Origin of the sequence: Dyella sp. C11 (genome assembly GCF_003121485.1) — a bacterium.
GTDB lineage: Bacteria > Pseudomonadota > Gammaproteobacteria > Xanthomonadales > Rhodanobacteraceae > Dyella.
This window is the reverse complement of sequence record NZ_QAVX01000012.1, coordinates 1-16,322: the sequence shown is the minus strand read 5'-3', so window position 1 is coordinate 16,322 and position 16,322 is coordinate 1. Positions and strand designations below refer to the sequence as shown.

The following is a 16,322-nucleotide window of genomic DNA, read 5'->3' as shown; positions in this document are numbered from 1 at the left end:
GTCTTTGCCAATCATGGATTGCGCCGCGAAAAGCATGGACCGTGGCCACTGGATTCCGGCCTGCGCCGGAATGACGGCTATGGGGGCGCGTGTTGGCGCCACGGTCAGAACGTACCCATAGCAAGCCCACCCCGTGAACATGGGAGAATAAGCCCCCACACCTTGCCGCGGACCCGAGCGACCTGCCCAGCGCCGCCCCGCCCCAGCACGACGCCACCGCACTCGAGCGCTACTTCGGCGTGCGCGCTGCCGGCTCTTCGATCAAGACCGAAGTGCTCGCCGGCATCACTACGTTTCTCACCGCGATGTACATCATCGTGGTCAATCCCGGCATCCTCGCCCAGGCTGGCGTACCGTTCGCGGGGGCGCTTACGGCCACCGTGATCGTGAGTTTTCTGGGCAGCTGCGCGATGGGCCTGTATGCGCGCAATCCGGTATTGATCGCGCCGGGCATGGGCATGAACGCGCTGTTCGCCTTCGTCATGGTTCACGTCGGCAAACTGCCCTGGCAGACCGCGCTGGGCTGCGTGTTCTGGTCCGGCCTGATCTTCGCGGTGCTGGCTGCGTTCAATGCACGCAAGCTGGTGGTCGAGGCGATTCCAGCCAGCCTGCGGCATGCGGTGTCCTGCGGCATCGGCTTGTTCATCAGCCTGATCGGCCTGGTCAATGCCAAGTTCGTCATCGGCGATCCGGTGACCATCGTGCGTTCGGCCTCGCTCAATCCGGTGGTCATCACCTTCCTGATCGGACTGGCTGCAACGACGGTATTTGTGGCGCGCAGGATCACCGGTGCGCTGATGCTCGGCATCGTGTTCACCACGCTGATCGCCATTCCCATCGGTCGGCTGTGGGGCGATGGCACGGCGTACTGGCCAGCAGCCATCGCCACCAAGACGCTGGTCAATTGGGGCGGTTTTTTCGCTGCGCCGGATTTCTCGGCGATGGGCCAACTGGATCTGCTCGGTTCGCTGAAGGTGGTCTATTGGCCCTTCATTTTCGTCATGCTGTTCACTTCATTCTTCGACGCGCTGTCCACCTTCCTGGCCATCGCCGAAGCCGGCAAGCTGTACGACGAACATGGCCAGCCGCGCCAGATCAAACAGTCGATGCGCGTGGATGCCTTCGCTGCCCTGATCTCCGCCCCGCTGGGCACCAGCCCGGCGAATGCCTATATCGAATCCGCCGCCGGTATCTCGGTGGGTGGACGCACCGGGCTGGTCGCCGTGGTGGCGGGCCTGTGCTTCCTGCCTTTCCTGTTTCTCTCGCCGCTGCTGTCGCTGGTGCCGGCCATCGCCACCGCGCCTGCGCTCGTGCTGGTCGGGGTGTTCATGATGGAATCGGTCACGCAAATTGAATGGCACCGATTCGACGAGGCCATTCCCGCCTTCCTCGCCATGATCCTGATCCCGCTGACCTACTCCATCACGGATGGCGTGGCCTACGGCTTTCTTTCCTTCGTCATCATCAAGGCCTGCACCGGGCGCAGCAAGGACATCAAGCCGGCGATGTGGGTGATCGCCGCGCTCTCGGCCGTGCTGCTGGCGCACTTGTGACGACCCATCTACCGAGCTTTCAGTGACATGACCAACCTTACTCTTTCCCCCATCGTCGCCGGCCTGTGGCGCATCGTCAGCTGGAAGCTCAGCGTGGACGAGCGCGTGCGCTGGATCGAGCAGGCGCTGGAGCTGGGCATCACCAGTTTCGATCACGCCGACATCTATGGTGATTACCAGGCCGAAGCGCAGTTCGGTGAAGCCTTGAAGGCCTCGCCTGCGCTGCGCCAGCGCATGCAGCTGGTGAGCAAGTGCGGCATCCGCCTGCGTTCCGCCGACAAGCCCTACCGCATCAATTACTACGACACCTCCGCCGCCTACGTGCGCGCGCAGGTGGAACAATCGCTGCGCAACCTGCATACCGAGCAGCTCGATCTGGTGCTGATCCATCGACCGGATTACCTGATGGATGCCGCCGCACTCGCCGACACCTTCGCCACGCTCACACGCGAAGGCAAGGTGGCGCACTGGGGCGTATCCAACCACACGACCAGCCAGTTCGCGTTGTTGCACCAGCATCATCCGCTGATCACCAACCAGATCGAACTGTCGCCCCTGCAGATGGATGCACTGGACGACGGTACGCTCGACCAGGCCCAGCAGCTTGGCCTGCGCCCCATGATCTGGTCGCCGCTCGGCGGTGGTCGCCTGTTCACCGGCGATGACGAACAGGCTGTGCGCGTGCGCGCAGAGATGGAAGCCATCGCTGGCCGCTACAACATCAGCCTCACCACCCTGGCCTTTGCCTGGGCATTGCGCCATCCGTCACGCCCGCATGTCATTACCGGCACAGGTCGTATCGACGGTCTGCGCGAAGCCGTGGCCGCATTGGATGTGCAACTGGATGCCGAAGACTGGTACGCCATCTGGACGGCCAGTAAGGGCCATGGCGTGCCCTGATGGCGCACGGCGCCCGCGTGTGGCGCTTGCGTGTGGGAGCGCACCCTGTGCGCGACCGTCCCATATAAGCCCCGTCGCGGCTGGGTCATCACGACAAGCGTCCAAAGAGGCAACCCGCGACGCTGCGGTCGCGCACAGGGTGCGCTCCCACCGTAGTAGGTGGGGTGCCCTATCGATCAGTAGTGGTGAGGCGCCCTATCGATTGGACACGCCATGCGGCACATGGCCGGTGGCCACATGCTTGCGCGCGGATTCCACGTTCGCCGGTGAATCATCGAAGAAAATGTCGGCGCCGAATGCATCCAGGAACGGCCCCTTGTCGCGCCCGCCCAGGAACAAGGCCTCGTCGATACGCACGCCCCAGCGGCGCAAGGTGAGGATGACGCGCTTGTGCGCGGGTGCGGAACGCGCGGTGACCAGTGCGGTGCGAATGGGTGAATCTTCGGCCGGAAACGCGGCCTGCAGGCGATGCACGGCGCTGAGAAAGCCGCGGAACGGCCCTACCGACAGCGGCTCGTTGGCCAGCTGGTGCTCGCTGCGGTGGAAGGCTTCAAGGCCTTCCTCGCGCGACACCCGCTCGCCTTCGTCGCCGAAGATCACCGCATCGCCATCGAAGGCAATGCGCAGCTGCTCGGTGGCACGCGGTGGCGCGATGGACGGCAGGATGGTGGCAGCAGCCACGCCGGCGGCGAGTGCGCGCCCCACGTCTTCGGCATTGGCGGAGAGGAACAGGTCGGCCTTGAACGGCGCGATGTAGTCGGAAGTTGGCGCGCCGCTGGTGAACGCCGCACGGCTGATCTCCAGCCCGTAATGCTGGATGGCGTTGAAGATGCGCAGTCCCGTGTCGCCGGAATTGCGCGACAGCAGGATCACTTCCACCGGCGGCACATCGCCCGCGAGCTTGTTCAGGCCCAGCAGCTTCTGCACGAGCGGGAATGCCACACCCGGCTTGAGGATCTCGTTCTCGTGATCGATCTGGAAGGAACGATAGGCATCAAGGCCTTCGCGTTCGAACAGGTCGTGGCTGTCACCCAGATCGAACAGGGCACGCGAGGAAATGGCCACCACAAGGCGGTTGTCCGTGGTGGCCGATGGATCGTGGGCGTCTGTCTTGGGGCGGCTCATGGCGTGCAATCTAGCATGGGTCGCGTGACGCGGATGGGACGCCTGTTGCGCTCAATCCTGCGCGAACTGTTCGTCCAGGATGCGCTGTTCCAGGTTGTGTTCCGGGTCGAACAACAAGCGCACGCCCTGCCCTGCGGACTGGCGGATTTCCACTTCGCGAATGTCGCGCACTTCCAGGTAATCGGCCGTGGCACTCACGGGACGCTTGCCCGGATCGAGCACGCGCAACGTGACCAGCGTGCGGTGCGGCAGGATCGCGCCGCGCCAGCGACGCGGGCGGAACGGACTGATCGGCGTCAGCGCGAGCACGTTGGCATCCAGCGGAAGAATCGGCCCGTGTGCAGACAGGTTGTACGCGGTGGAGCCGGCCGGCGTGGACACCAGGATGCCGTCGCAGACCAGGTTCTGCAGTTTCACCGTGTCGTTGAGCTTCACTTCCAGGTGCGCCGCCTGGTTGCTCTGGCGCAGCAGCGAGACTTCGTTGAAAGCCAGCGCATGTGTCACTTCCCCGTTCGTGCAGATCGTGCGCATTTCCAGGGGATACAGCACTGCGGCATGCGCACGGGAAATGCGCTCCTCGAGTTCATCGAGCCGATGCTTGTTCATCAGGAAGCCCACGCGCCCCAGCTTCATGCCATAGACGGGTGCAGGCAGCGCGCGATAAGCATGCAGCGTGCGCAGCATGAAGCCGTCGCCACCCAGGGCCACGATGACGTCCGCCTCTTCGGGCGGCGTGTCTCCATAGCGATCGATGAGCTTACGACGCGCCTGCTGGGCGACGTTGGTTTCGCTGGCGACGAAGGCGAAGCGCATAGGGCCGGTCAACAGTCGATGGTAAGGGCGTCAGTTGATCCTAGATGGACGAAGGGCGCAAGACCGTCGCCGGTCTGCGCCCTTCGCTGGTGACAGCGTCACCCACAAGCACGACGTATTTGCCCCACCGTCATTCCCGCGAAAGCGGGAATGACGGTGGGGGGTACGGGCCGATGGAAAAGCTGGAAGCCGCGAGGTCTGCCCGGCGTGACCGAGCAGACCCTGCCGCTTACTGGGTCACCGGCACCTGTGCCAGCTGCGCCAGGCGACGGACGGCGACCGATGCGATCGGGTAGTCCGCGTTCTGCGTCAGGATTTCCGCCAGCATGTTGCGCGTGTACTTCAGCGTGGCGTCGTCACGCTGCAGCCATGCCTGCACCGGCGAGACGTCCTTGGCATTGCCGGTCATGGTGAGTACCTGCAGGGCAAGTGCGCGATGCTGGTGGTTGAGCTCATCCAGCAGCGAACCACGTGCCTGTGCGTGCCATGCACCTTCCACCGGCAGCGCCTCGATCTGGCTGCGCAGCCATTCCAGGTCGAGCGCTTCACCCAGCTCGTAGAACACGCCGGCCACCTTGGCGATGGGCTGGCCGCTCTGCTGGGCCACTTCAACGATGTCGAGCATCGCGCGAAGTTCCGGCATGCGTGCCATGCGCAGGGCGAGTTCGCCCGGCATGCCAAGGCCTTCCCACTTCTCCTGGCTGGTGGCGAATTCCTGCTTGCCCGTCTCGGTGAGCACCACCGGTAACGCAGCGCGCAGCTCGGTGACGCCGGCCTGGTAACGCTCCACGTTGGCGTTGATGTCCAGCGTGCCGCCCGGACGGTTCAGCAGCCAGCGCGTGGTGTGACGCAGCAGCGACCAGATCTGCAGGATCGCGTCGATCTGCGTGTTCTCGGCCACCTTGCCATCCAGCGCTTCGATCTGCGACCACAGCTCACGCGCATCGAGGATTTCACGCGCTGCCGTATATGCCTTGGCAATGGACGCCGGGCCCTGCCCCGTGTCTTCCTGCATGCGCATCATGAAGGTGGCGCCCATGCGGTTGATGGTGGAGTTGGTGACGGCCGTGGCGATGATGTCGCGCTTCAGGCGGTGGCGCTGCATGTGCTCGGCGTACTTGGCGTGCAGCGGTTCCGGGAAGTAACGCACCAGCTCCTTGGAGAGGTACGGATCTTCCGGCACATCCGAGTCGAGCAGCTGCTGGTACAGCTTGATCTTGTCGTACGACAGCAGCACGGAGAGTTCCGGACGCGTCATGCCGATGCCGCGCGTCTTGCGCTCGGTCAGCTCGGCTTCGGTCGGCAGGTTTTCCACCTGGCGGTCGAGCAGGCCTTCCGATTCCAGCATGCGGATGAAGTGCGCCATCGAACCGATGCGATGCACCGACTGGTGCTCCATCAGCGTAATGGCCTGGTTCTGGCGGTAGTTGTCCCACAGCACCAGCTGGCCCACTTCGTCGGTCATGCTGGCGAGCAGCGTGTTGCGCTGGTCGAGCGTGAGCTCGTTGCGCTGCACGGCATCGCCCAGCAGGATCTTGATGTTCACCTCGTGATCGGAGGTGTCCACGCCGGCCGAGTTGTCGATGAAGTCGGTGTTGAGCAGCACGCCGTGCTGCGCAGCCTCGATGCGACCCTTCTGGGTGAAGCCCAGGTTGCCGCCCTCGCCGATCACCTTGCAACGCAGTTCCGCACCGTTGACGCGCAGCGCGTTGTTGGCGCGGTCGCCCACGTCGGCATGGGTTTCAGCCGTCGACTTCACGTACGTGCCAATACCGCCGTTCCACAGCAGGTCGACCGGTGCCTTCAGGATCGCGCTGAGCAGTTCGTTCGGCGTCAGCTGCGTCACTTCCGGCTTGAGGCCGAGCACCACGCGCACTTCCGGCGAAATCGGAATCGACTTCAGCGTACGCGGATACACGCCGCCACCCGCGGAGATGAGCGTCTTGTTGTAATCGTCCCAGCTCGAACGCGGCAGCTTGAACATGCGTTCGCGTTCAACGAACGAGCGTTCGATGTCCGGCGTCGGGTCGAGGAAGATGTGGCGATGGTCGAACGCCGCGACCAGCTTGATGTGACGCGACAACAGCATGCCGTTGCCGAACACGTCGCCGGACATGTCGCCGATGCCGGCACAGGTGAAGTCCTGCGACTGGCTGTCACGGCCCAGCGCGCGGAAGTGGCGCTTGACCGACTCCCATGCACCCTTCGCGGTGATGCCCATGCCCTTGTGGTCGTAACCGTTCGAGCCGCCCGACGCGAACGCGTCGCCCAGCCAGAAACCGTGCTCGACCGAAATGGCGTTGGCGATGTCGGAGAACGTGGCCGTGCCCTTGTCGGCAGCAACAACCAGGTACGGATCGTCGTTGTCATGGCGCACCACGTCGTGCGGCGGCACCACCTTGCCTTCGATCAGGTTGTCGGTGATGTCCAGCAGGCCGCTGATGAACATGCGGTAGCACGCAATGCCCTCGGCCAGCTGCGCGTCGCGATCGCCGTTGACGGGCGGACGCTTCACGTAGAAACCGCCCTTCGAGCCCACCGGCACGATCACGGTGTTCTTCACCATCTGCGCCTTCACCAGGCCCAGCACTTCGGTGCGGAAGTCCTCGCGACGATCCGACCAGCGCAGGCCACCGCGCGCCACCGAACCGAAGCGCAGGTGGATGCCTTCCACGCGCGGCGCGCACACGAAGATTTCGCGGTACGGCACCGGCTTCGGAAGATCGGGCACGTTGTGCGAATCGAACTTGAAGCTGATGTAGCTGCGGTACTGGTCGTTCCACTGCTGGAAGAAGCTGGTGCGCAGCGTGCCGCGGATCAGCGCGATGAAGCTGCGCAGGATGCGATCGTCGTCGAGGCTGGACACGGTTTCCAGCAGCGTGCCGATGGCTTCCTCGATCACATTGATCTGTTCGTCGCGCGGCTTGGACAGCGCAGCGACCAGGCCATCCACCAGCGCCGGATGCGCATGGCGCAGCGACTCGGGGATCAGCACTTGCATTTCGCCACGCAGCAGATCGCCGGCGCGCTTCAGTTCGTCGGCCGAGAGCGTTTCGCGACGCGGATCGAACTTGGCGAGGAACAGTTCCACCAGCAGGCCGGCGATGGCCGGGTAGCGGTTGAACGCATCTTCCATGTACGACTGCGAGAAGGCGACGCCTGTCTGCAGCAGGTACTTGCAGTAGCCGCGCAGCATGGCGACCTGGCGCCAGCTCAGCTTGGCGCCGAGCACCAGGCGGTTGAAGCCGTCGTTCTCGGCATTGCCACGCCAGATCTGCTCGAAGGCATCTTCGAACAGCGTACCCACCTGTTCCACGCTGAAAGCGAGGCTGCCGGCGGTCTGCACTTCGAAGTCCTGGATGTACAGCGTGGTGCCACCGACGTTGATGTCGTACAGGTGCTCGGTGAGCACGCGCAGGCCGAGGTTCTCCAGCTGCGGCAGCACTTCGGACAGCGCGATGTCACCACCGCTGCGGTACACCTTGAAACGCAGTTCTTCCGGGCGTGCAGCCGGGTGATAGAACGACATGCGCACCGCATCGTCGCCCTTGAGCTGTGACAGCTGGTGCACGTCCTGGGCCGCGGCAATGGCAGAGACGTCTTCCATGTAGCCGGCGGGCATGGCCTTGGCGTAACGGTTGGCCAGCACCACGCCATCGTGATCGCCCAAGGCGTTCACCAGTTCGTCGCGGACGTCGTCGTGCCAGTTGCGCACGATGGTGGCCACGCCCTTCTCCAGCGCAGCAACGTCGTACTGCACCTGGTCGCCGATCTTCGGACGGATCACCACGTGCAGGCGCACCAGCGCCGCTTCGCCCATCAGCACGGACGAATCGAGGCTTTCGCCGCGCATGGCGTCCTTCAGCAGCGACTCGATGCGTTCGCGCACCGAGGTGTTGAAGCGTTCGCGCGGCACGTAAACCATGCAGGTGACGAAACGGCCGTAGCGGTCGCGGCGCACAAACAGGCGCGTACGAGCGCGCTGGCGCAGCTCCAGCGTGCCCATCGCGGTGTTGTAGAGCTCTTCGTCGCTGCTCTGGAACAGCTCGTCGCGCGGCAGCGTCTCCAGGATGTGGCGCAGCGCCTTGCCCGAATGCGAATCGCGCTTGAGGCCCGAGCGCTCCATCACGTATTCGAACTTCTGGCGCACCAGCGGCACGTCCTGCGGACGCGCCATGTAGGCGTTGGAGGAGAACAGGCCCAGGAAACGCTGCTCGGCCACCGGCTTGCCGTTGGCGTCGAACTTCAGCACGCCCACGTAATCCATGTAGCCCGGACGATGCGCGTGCGAGCGCGCGTTCGTCTTGGTGAGGATGATGGCGTCGGTGGAACCGGACTGCGGCAGGTCGCTGGCGACCAGCGAGCGCAGCGAACGCGGCGCCAGCGAGCGCTCGCTCTTGTGCAGGATGCCCATGCCCGAACCTTCGTTCGCGCGCAGTACCTCTTCGCCATCGGCTTCGGTCACTTCGTATTCGCGGTAACCGAGGAAGGTGAAGTTGTCGTCGGCCAGCCAGCGGAGGAATTCCGTGGCTTCCGTCACCGAGGCGCTGTCGATCGGCAGCTGGCGCGACGGCAGGTCGCCGGCGATGGCCAGCGCCTGGTCGCGCATCTTCTTCCAGTCGGCCACGACGACGCGCACGTCTTCCAGCGCGCCTTCGAGCCTGGTCTTGAGCTTGGCGAGCTCTTCGTCGTTGGCGACGCGATCCACTTCGAAATGCATCACCGATTCGGGCTGGCCATCGGCCGCACCGATCTTGAGCAACTTGCCGGCGGCGTCGCGCGACACCTCAACCACCGGATGGATCACGGCGTGGATCTGCAGGTGTTCGGCCGCGACCATGGTCACGGTATCGACCAGGAAGGGCATGTCGTCGGTGACGACTTCGATGTAGCTGCGGCCGGCGTGGCCCGTTTCCGGGTTCACCACGCGTACCGAGGCATGGCCCGGCTGGCGCTGCTGCATGAAATTGAGCAGGTCCGCGATCAACGCGGCCCATTCGCGGGAGGTGTGCAGTTCAAGATCGCCATCGGCGATGCGCGCGAAGAAAGCGCTGATAAAAAATTGCGCCTCATCAAGGCGCTGGGTAGGGAATCCGCTTTGCTTCAGTTCTTCGAGGACAACAGTGGGGAATGAGCTGTTGCTGGCCGCACGAATCGCGTTCATGGCATCTACTGTTTTGGGGAGACGGTATGAGGCAAAAAAAGCCTTAAAAGAATACGCCTCGCGTGAAACCTTATCCACCTTTGCGAAAGGCGAACTTCAGCTTGCAGCAGGCCATGACGCCCGTGCAGCAAAGATCCCGCAGGTGCGCTTTCGCGACGTTTGCATGACAGCCCGAGCAGTGGCGGCACGCGCACTCACGGCATGAAACACGTGCAGTGTTCGTGCGTTGCCTGCACGGTGCGCGTGTTCCAGCCATGGGCCACGGGCGGCAATACCAGCGCGTATGTCATGCCGCCGACATGTTGGAAACGTTGCAGCGCAACAGATCAAATGAAGCAACTTCGCATGATCGATGGCGCGTTCGGGCGACGTCCTGCAGCTCGCTGGGCTGTTGTCAGCAAGTGCGCCTGGGATGCAACCGAACCATCGGCACACGCTTTTGCCCCGCGGCGCTGGCACCATCCGCGGCGCCCACGAGCGGCGTCATCGACGCCGACACCCTTCCTTCACGGAATTCAGCCAAAATTAGTCCCCAGGGTTTGTGATGGGGTACTGGACTTCCCGCTTGGCCGCGCTCGCGAAACGCGTCGTGGCGGCTTTGGCGGCCCGCCCTGCTCAAAAAGGGTGTCTCTACAAATTGTAAACTGTACGGTATAGTCCAAGCCCGTCTGCCTGAACGAGCCTCGACTTACCCGGGCCCCGCCTCACCTTCGCTCCCCTCACCGGGACAAGGACCCGCGGGGTTGTTGTGTGCTCGACGCAGCCTGAATTTGCCGTCGCCGGAGTGGCGGCGGCGCGCTACATCCCCCGACCACATTAAAAAGAATGGAGCCCACATGAAGTCCACGTCATTGCGCACATCCCTGCTGTGCCTTGGCCTGCTCTCTCTGGCCGCCTGTGGCAAAGGCAAGGACCAAGGTGCGGCGCAGCCGCCCCCGCCGGAAGTTGGCGTGGTGAAAGCGCAGCCGCAGAACACGCCGCTGACCAAGGATCTGGTGGGCCGTGTCTCGGCTTACCGCAGTGCCGACGTGCGCGCCCGCGTGTCGGGCGTGCTGCTCAAGCGCGTGTACCAGGAAGGTACCGACGTGAAGCAGGGCCAGGTGCTGTTTGAAGTCGACCCGGCCGTGTACCAGGCCGCGCTCGACTCGGCCAAGGCCAACCTGGCAGCCGGCCAGGCGACCTACGTGAACTATCACAAGGTGGCCGAGCGCTATCGCCAGCTGCGTCCGCAGAACTACATCTCGCAGTCGGACCTCGACGCCGCCGAAGCCAACGAGCGCAGCAGCGCCGCCACGGTAAAGCAGCTTGAAGCCGCCGTCGAGAACGCGAAGATCAGCCTCAGCTACACGCGCGTGGTGTCGCCCATCGACGGCCGCGCCGGCCAGCAGCAGGTTACCGAAGGTGCCATCGTCGGCGCCGGCGCCGCCGATACGGGCTCCAGCTCCACCTTGCTGACCACGGTCGACCAGCTCGATCCGCTGTACGTGAACTTCACCGTCAGCTCGGCCGACCTGGACCGCCTGCGCGCTGCGCAGTCCAAGGGCAACGTGTCGCTGTCGGACCAGGCCAAGACCACCGTCAAGGTCACCCTGCCCGATGGCAGCAAGTACGACCAGGACGGCACGCTGGATTTCTCCGGCGCCACGGTCGATCCGACCACGGGTGCGGTGAACCTTCGCGCCTTGCTGCCCAACCCGGACAAGCGCCTGCTGCCGGGCACCTACATCACCCTCACCGCCAACCTGGGCGAACAGCACAACGTCTTCGTGATCCCGCAGCAGGGCATCCAGCGCGACGTGGTGGGCGCCTATGCGCTGGTGGTTGGCCAGGACGGCAACGTGGTGCGCAAGAACGTGGTCACCACCGACATGGCGGGCGGCAACTGGATCGTCACCAACGGCCTGGCTTCCGGCGATCAGGTGATCGTGTCGGGTGTGCAGACAGTGCAGCCGGGCAAGCCGGCCAAGGCCGGTCCGTGGCAGCCGAACGCGCAGCCCGGCGCACAGGGACAGCCGGCAGCCGGTCACGCCGACGCTGCTGCCGGTAAGCAGTAAGGGAGTCGACGCACATGCCGAGTTTCTTTATTGACCGCCCCATCTTCGCGTGGGTGGTAGCCATCCTGATCACGCTGGTTGGCACCATCTCCGTGTTGAACATGGGTATCGAGTCGTATCCGAACATCGCACCTCCCCAGGTGGTGGTGTCGGCCACGTATCCCGGCGCCAACGCCGACACGATGGAAAAGAACGTCACCCAGGTGATCGAGCAGCAGCTCACCGGTATCGATCACCTGCTGTACTTCAGCTCCTCGTCCAACTCCAACGGTACGTCCACCATCACGCTGAGCTTTGAAACCGGTACCGATCCGGACATCGCCCAGGTGCAGGTGCAGAACAAGGTGCAGCTGGCCCAGCCGCGCCTGCCTACCGCCGTGACCCAGCAGGGCGTGGTGGTGGCCAAGAGCAACCCGGACTTCCTGATGTTCGTGTCGCTGGTGTCCAGCAATCCGGACATCGACGGCAACCGCCTGGCCGACGTCATCGCGTCGCAGGTGGCCGATCAGGTGGGCCGCATTCCCGGTGTCGGTGCCACGCGCCTGATCGGTGCCGAATACGGCGTGCGCATCTGGCTCAACCCGGACAAGCTGCAGGGTTACGGCCTCTCGGCCAGCTCGGTGTACAACGCGGTCGCCGCGCAGAACGTGCAGTTCGCTGCCGGTTCGCTGGGTGCCGATCCGTCGCCGAAGGACCAGGCGTTCACCGCCACGGTGTCGGCGGAAGGTCGTTTCTCCTCGCCGCAGGAGTTCGGCAACATCATCCTGCGCGCCAACAGCGACGGCACGGTGATCAAGCTCAATGACGTGGCCCGCATCGACTTCGGTCCGCAGAGCTACGGCCTGGGCGCCACGTGGAACGGCCAGCAGGTCGGCGGCCTTGGTGTGCAGCTGCTGCCCGGCGCCAACGCGCTGGACGTGGCCGATGCCGTGAAGGCCAAGATGGCCGAGCTGGCCAAGGACTTCCCGGAAGGCGTCACCTGGTTTGCGCCGTACGACACCACGCCGTTCGTGAAGATCTCCATCAAGGAAGTGGTGCACACGCTGGTGGAGGCCATCATCCTGGTCTTCCTGGTGATGCTGATCTTCCTGCAGAACTTCCGCGCCACGGTCATCCCGACCCTGGTGATTCCGGTGGCGCTGCTGGGTACCTTCATCGGCCTGGTCGCACTCGGCTTCACCATCAACCAGCTGACCTTGTTCGGCATGGTGCTGGCCATCGGTATCGTGGTGGACGACGCGATCGTGGTGATCGAAAACGTCGAACGCATCATGACGGAGGAACACCTCTCGCCGAAGGAGGCCACGCGCAAGGCGATGGGCCAGATCACCGGCGCCGTGGTGGCCATTACCGTGGTGCTCGCGGCGGTGTTCGTGCCGTCCGCCTTGCAGCCCGGTGCCTCGGGCGTGATCTACAAGCAGTTCGCGCTGACCATCGCCGTGTCGATGGGCTTCTCGGCGTTCCTCGCGCTGTCGTTTACACCGGCCCTGTGCGCCACGCTGCTGCAGCCGACGCACGAGCACAAGAAGAACATCGTCTACCGCAAGTTCAACGAGCTGTTCGACAAGGTCACCCACACCTACAGCGGCCACATCGGCAGCGCGACGCGTCACTCGCCGCGCTGGATGATCGTGTTCGTGATCATCGTGGTGATCGCCGGCTTCCTGTACACCAGGCTGCCCACCAGCTTCGTGCCCAGTGAAGACCAGGGCTTTGCCCTGGCCATCGTGAACCTGCCGCCCGGTGCCACCCTGCACCGCACGCAGGAAGTGATGGCCGAGATGCGCGAAAACCTGAAGAAGAGCCCATTCCAGGAAGACGTGGTGGGCATGTACCAGATCAGCGGCTTCAGCTTCATCGGCCAAAGTGAAAGTACGGGCATGGCCTTCATCAAGCTCAAGGACTGGGACGAGCGGTCGATTACCGCCGACGACCTGATCCTGAAGTTGAATGGCGTGTTCCACGGCATTCGCGATGCGCAGATCTTCGTGGTGAACCTGCCCACCATCCGCGGCCTCAGCCAGTTCGGCGGTATCGACATGTATCTGCAGGCCCGCGCGGGCCAGACGCATGGCGAGCTGATGCAGGCGATGGCCACGGTGGTTGGCAAGGCGAAGGACAACCACGCGCTGTTCGGCGTGCGTCCCAACTCGCTGCCTGATGCCCCGCAGTGGGACATGGTGGTGGACCGCGTGCAGGCACAGTCGATGGGCCTGTCGGTAAGCGATGTCTACACCGCCATCCAGCTCACGCTGGCGCCGGTGTACGTCAACGACTTCGTCTATGGCGGCCGCGTGAAGCGCGTCTACCTGCAGGCGGACCAGGCCTATCGCATGGGTCCGGAAGCGCTGTCGCACATCTACACGCCGAGCAGCCTGGCAACCAACACGTCGAGCACGGGTAGTTCGTCCACCTCGTCGTATGCCAATACGGTCAACCCGTACAACATGATCCCCATCTCCAGCGTGGTGCAGACGAAGTGGGACATGGGCTCGCCTGCCCTCACCCGCTACAACGGCTACGCCGCGGTGGAAATCGTGGGTAACGAAGCACCGGGCTTCTCCACCGGCCAGGCCATGGGTGCCCTGCAGGGCATCGTGGATGGCGATCTGCCGAAGGGCTTCGGCGCGGACTGGACGGGTCAGTCGTACCAGGAAATCCTGGCCGGCAACTCGGCCACGCTGTTGCTGGTGCTGTCCATCGTGATCGTGTTCCTGTGCCTTGCCGCCCTGTACGAAAGCTGGTCGATTCCGGTGGCCGTGCTGCTGGTGGTGCCGCTGGGCCTGCTGGGTACGGTGGTGTTCTGCATGTTGCGCGGCCTGCCGAACGACATGTACTTCAAGATCGGCCTGATCACGGTGATCGGCCTGGCGGCGAAGAACGCGATCCTGATCGTGGAATTCGCGGTGGAACAGCAGCAGGACGGCAAGTCGCTGTTCGATGCGGTGATCACCGCTTCCCGCCAGCGACTGCGCCCCATCCTGATGACCTCCATGGCGTTCATCCTGGGTGTGTTCCCGCTGTTCATCTCCACTGGCGCAGGTGCGAACTCCCGTCACTCCATCGGTACGGGCGTGATCGGCGGCATGATCTTCGCCACGTTCCTGGGTCTGCTGCTGATCCCGGTGTTCTACGTGACGGTGCGTCGCCTGCTCGGCGACAAGCTGGACGAGGCTTCCACCACGATCCGCCAGGCACATGGCCAGCCGGCCACCGATACACCGACCGGCGGCAATCCTTCGCCGCAGGGCGGCGGTGGTGGTCAGGGCCACATGCAGCCGTTCGATTCGGACCCGCGCCGCGGCGCGTAAACGAACCGAGCCAGTGTTCGACGAAAGCCCCGGTCGCAAGACCGGGGCTTTTCGTTAGGCATCCTGCGTTCCCGAAAAACACGCGCCCACCTGCGTCCCATAATGGCGGGATAGTCTCCCTGCCCTCCCGCACGCATGCGCTCCTTCGTCGCCTGGCTTGAACGCGTTGATCCCGGCACGCACCGCCGCATCAAGGGTCTGCGCCTGGTCACGGCCTATGGCATTGCCGCCGCACTCGGTGCGTTACACGACGTGACGCAGCGATTCGGCACCAGCGTCTCGGTGGGCGTGCTGGCGGCCAGCTTCGCGCTGTGGGCCAGCGTGTCCGAAGCGCGCCACACGCGTCCGGAATCCAGCCGCGATCTGGCACTGCTCTGCGCGGCGGCCACGGTGGGTGCGCTCGTGCAGGCGCTGCTGTCGCCATCGCTGTTCGTGCTAGGTCGCGGCGCCCCGGAATTCGTGCTGCTTATCGGTGCGTTTCTCGCCAGTTATCTCAAGCGCTATGGCGTCACCGGCGCAGGTGTGGGTTCGCAGTTCTACATCGGCCAGGTGTTTGCGTTGACCATGAAGATCGACGCTTCTGCTTGGCCGGCCATTCTGGTGGCGGGATGCATCGCCTCGGTGGCCTGCATCGTGCCGCGACTCCTGTCCGGTCCTGCCGAAAAACCTGCCGAACTGGCCGCGCTGTCGCCCGTGGGCCTGCCCGGCCGCTGGAATCTCTCGGCGCCTTTCATCATGGGCATGCAGGCGGCCATCGCCTCGCTGGTGGTGGTGTCACTCAATGCCTGGTTCCACATGCCCGAATCGGTATGGGCGGTGACGGCCTGCGTCTACGTGGTAGCTGGCAGCGCCATCGGCACGGCCGCGCGCGTACGCCAACGCATCATCGGCACCTTGATCGGCGTGCCGCTGGGACTGGCCTGCCTGCCGCTGGCCGAACATGCACCGCTGGTGATCTGGACCCTCGCCGCGGTGGCGATGGTGATCTATGCCATGGCCCTGCCCGAACGCTACGACATCGCCTGCGCGGCGTTCGCGTTTACGTTGGTGGTAACGCTGGCTGCTTCAGGCGAACACTCGGTGATGTTCCTGAGTGCGCGCATCTGGCAGACGTTGCTGGGCGGTGTGCTGGGTTTGCTGGCAGCGCGATTGATTTTGCCGCTGAGGGCCGTGGAAGAGCGGGCGGCGAGTGAGGGCTCCTAGTCCAAGGCGTTTCGATCTACCTCGCCGTCATTCCCGCGAAGGCGGGAGGCGCTTTTCAACGGCCGAAGGGCCGGTCATCCAGCGCCTTTGATTTGGCGTGCGAAAGTCACTGGATTCCCGCCTTCGCGGGAATGACGGGTAGGAAGTCTTTCGCAAGCATCCGGGCGCCACGAAACCCTCAACCCCTCAACCCCTTAAC

Annotated in this window: 9 protein-coding genes; 6 read left to right on the top strand and 3 right to left on the bottom strand. The window is 64.2% G+C overall.

Annotated features, from left to right (window positions below; translation table 11 throughout):
• The first annotated feature begins 239 nt into the window (after positions 1-239).
• The gene (locus DK366_RS12410) at positions 240-1,553 is read left to right on the top strand and encodes an NCS2 family permease (RefSeq protein ID WP_198651533.1); all 1,314 of its coding nucleotides are present in this window, start codon (positions 240-242) and stop codon (positions 1,551-1,553) included.
• Between the two features lie 27 nt (positions 1,554-1,580).
• Complete coding sequence (locus DK366_RS12405; protein WP_109125873.1) at positions 1,581-2,453, top strand: aldo/keto reductase; 873 nt, start codon at positions 1,581-1,583, stop codon at positions 2,451-2,453.
• 195 nt (positions 2,454-2,648) lie between these two features.
• Here the strand turns inward: DK366_RS12405 and DK366_RS12400 are convergent, their stop codons facing one another.
• The 3 genes from DK366_RS12400 to DK366_RS12390 form a co-directional block, all read right to left on the bottom strand.
• On the bottom strand, positions 2,649-3,578 hold the full coding sequence (locus tag DK366_RS12400) for a 5'-nucleotidase (protein WP_109125872.1): 930 nt from the start codon (positions 3,576-3,578) through the stop codon (positions 2,649-2,651).
• Positions 3,579-3,629: 51 nt separating this feature from the next.
• Positions 3,630-4,391 (bottom strand): NAD kinase, encoded by a 762-nt coding sequence (locus DK366_RS12395; RefSeq protein WP_109125871.1) that lies wholly within the window; start codon positions 4,389-4,391, stop codon positions 3,630-3,632.
• Between the two features lie 229 nt (positions 4,392-4,620).
• The gene (locus DK366_RS12390) at positions 4,621-9,555 is read right to left on the bottom strand and encodes an NAD-glutamate dehydrogenase domain-containing protein (protein WP_109125870.1); all 4,935 of its coding nucleotides are present in this window, start codon (positions 9,553-9,555) and stop codon (positions 4,621-4,623) included.
• Between DK366_RS12390 and DK366_RS21220 the strand changes: the two genes are divergently transcribed.
• The 4 genes from DK366_RS21220 (at position 9,554) to DK366_RS12375 (ending at position 16,123) form a co-directional block, all read left to right on the top strand.
• Positions 9,554-9,760, top strand: a complete 207-nt coding sequence (locus DK366_RS21220; protein WP_157956515.1) for a hypothetical protein — start codon at positions 9,554-9,556, stop codon at positions 9,758-9,760. The genes DK366_RS12390 and DK366_RS21220 overlap by 2 nt on opposite strands.
• Positions 9,761-10,391: 631 nt before the next feature.
• On the top strand, positions 10,392-11,609 hold the full coding sequence (locus DK366_RS12385) for an efflux RND transporter periplasmic adaptor subunit (RefSeq protein WP_109125869.1): 1,218 nt from the start codon (positions 10,392-10,394) through the stop codon (positions 11,607-11,609).
• Positions 11,610-11,623: 14 nt separating this feature from the next.
• Positions 11,624-14,920, top strand: coding sequence for an efflux RND transporter permease subunit (locus DK366_RS12380; protein WP_109125868.1), 3,297 nt, complete (start codon positions 11,624-11,626; stop codon positions 14,918-14,920).
• A gap of 135 nt (positions 14,921-15,055) precedes the next feature.
• A complete protein-coding gene (locus DK366_RS12375) occupies positions 15,056-16,123 on the top strand; it encodes an FUSC family protein (RefSeq protein WP_109125867.1) in 1,068 nt (355 codons plus the stop codon).
• Positions 16,124-16,322 lie beyond the last annotated feature (199 nt).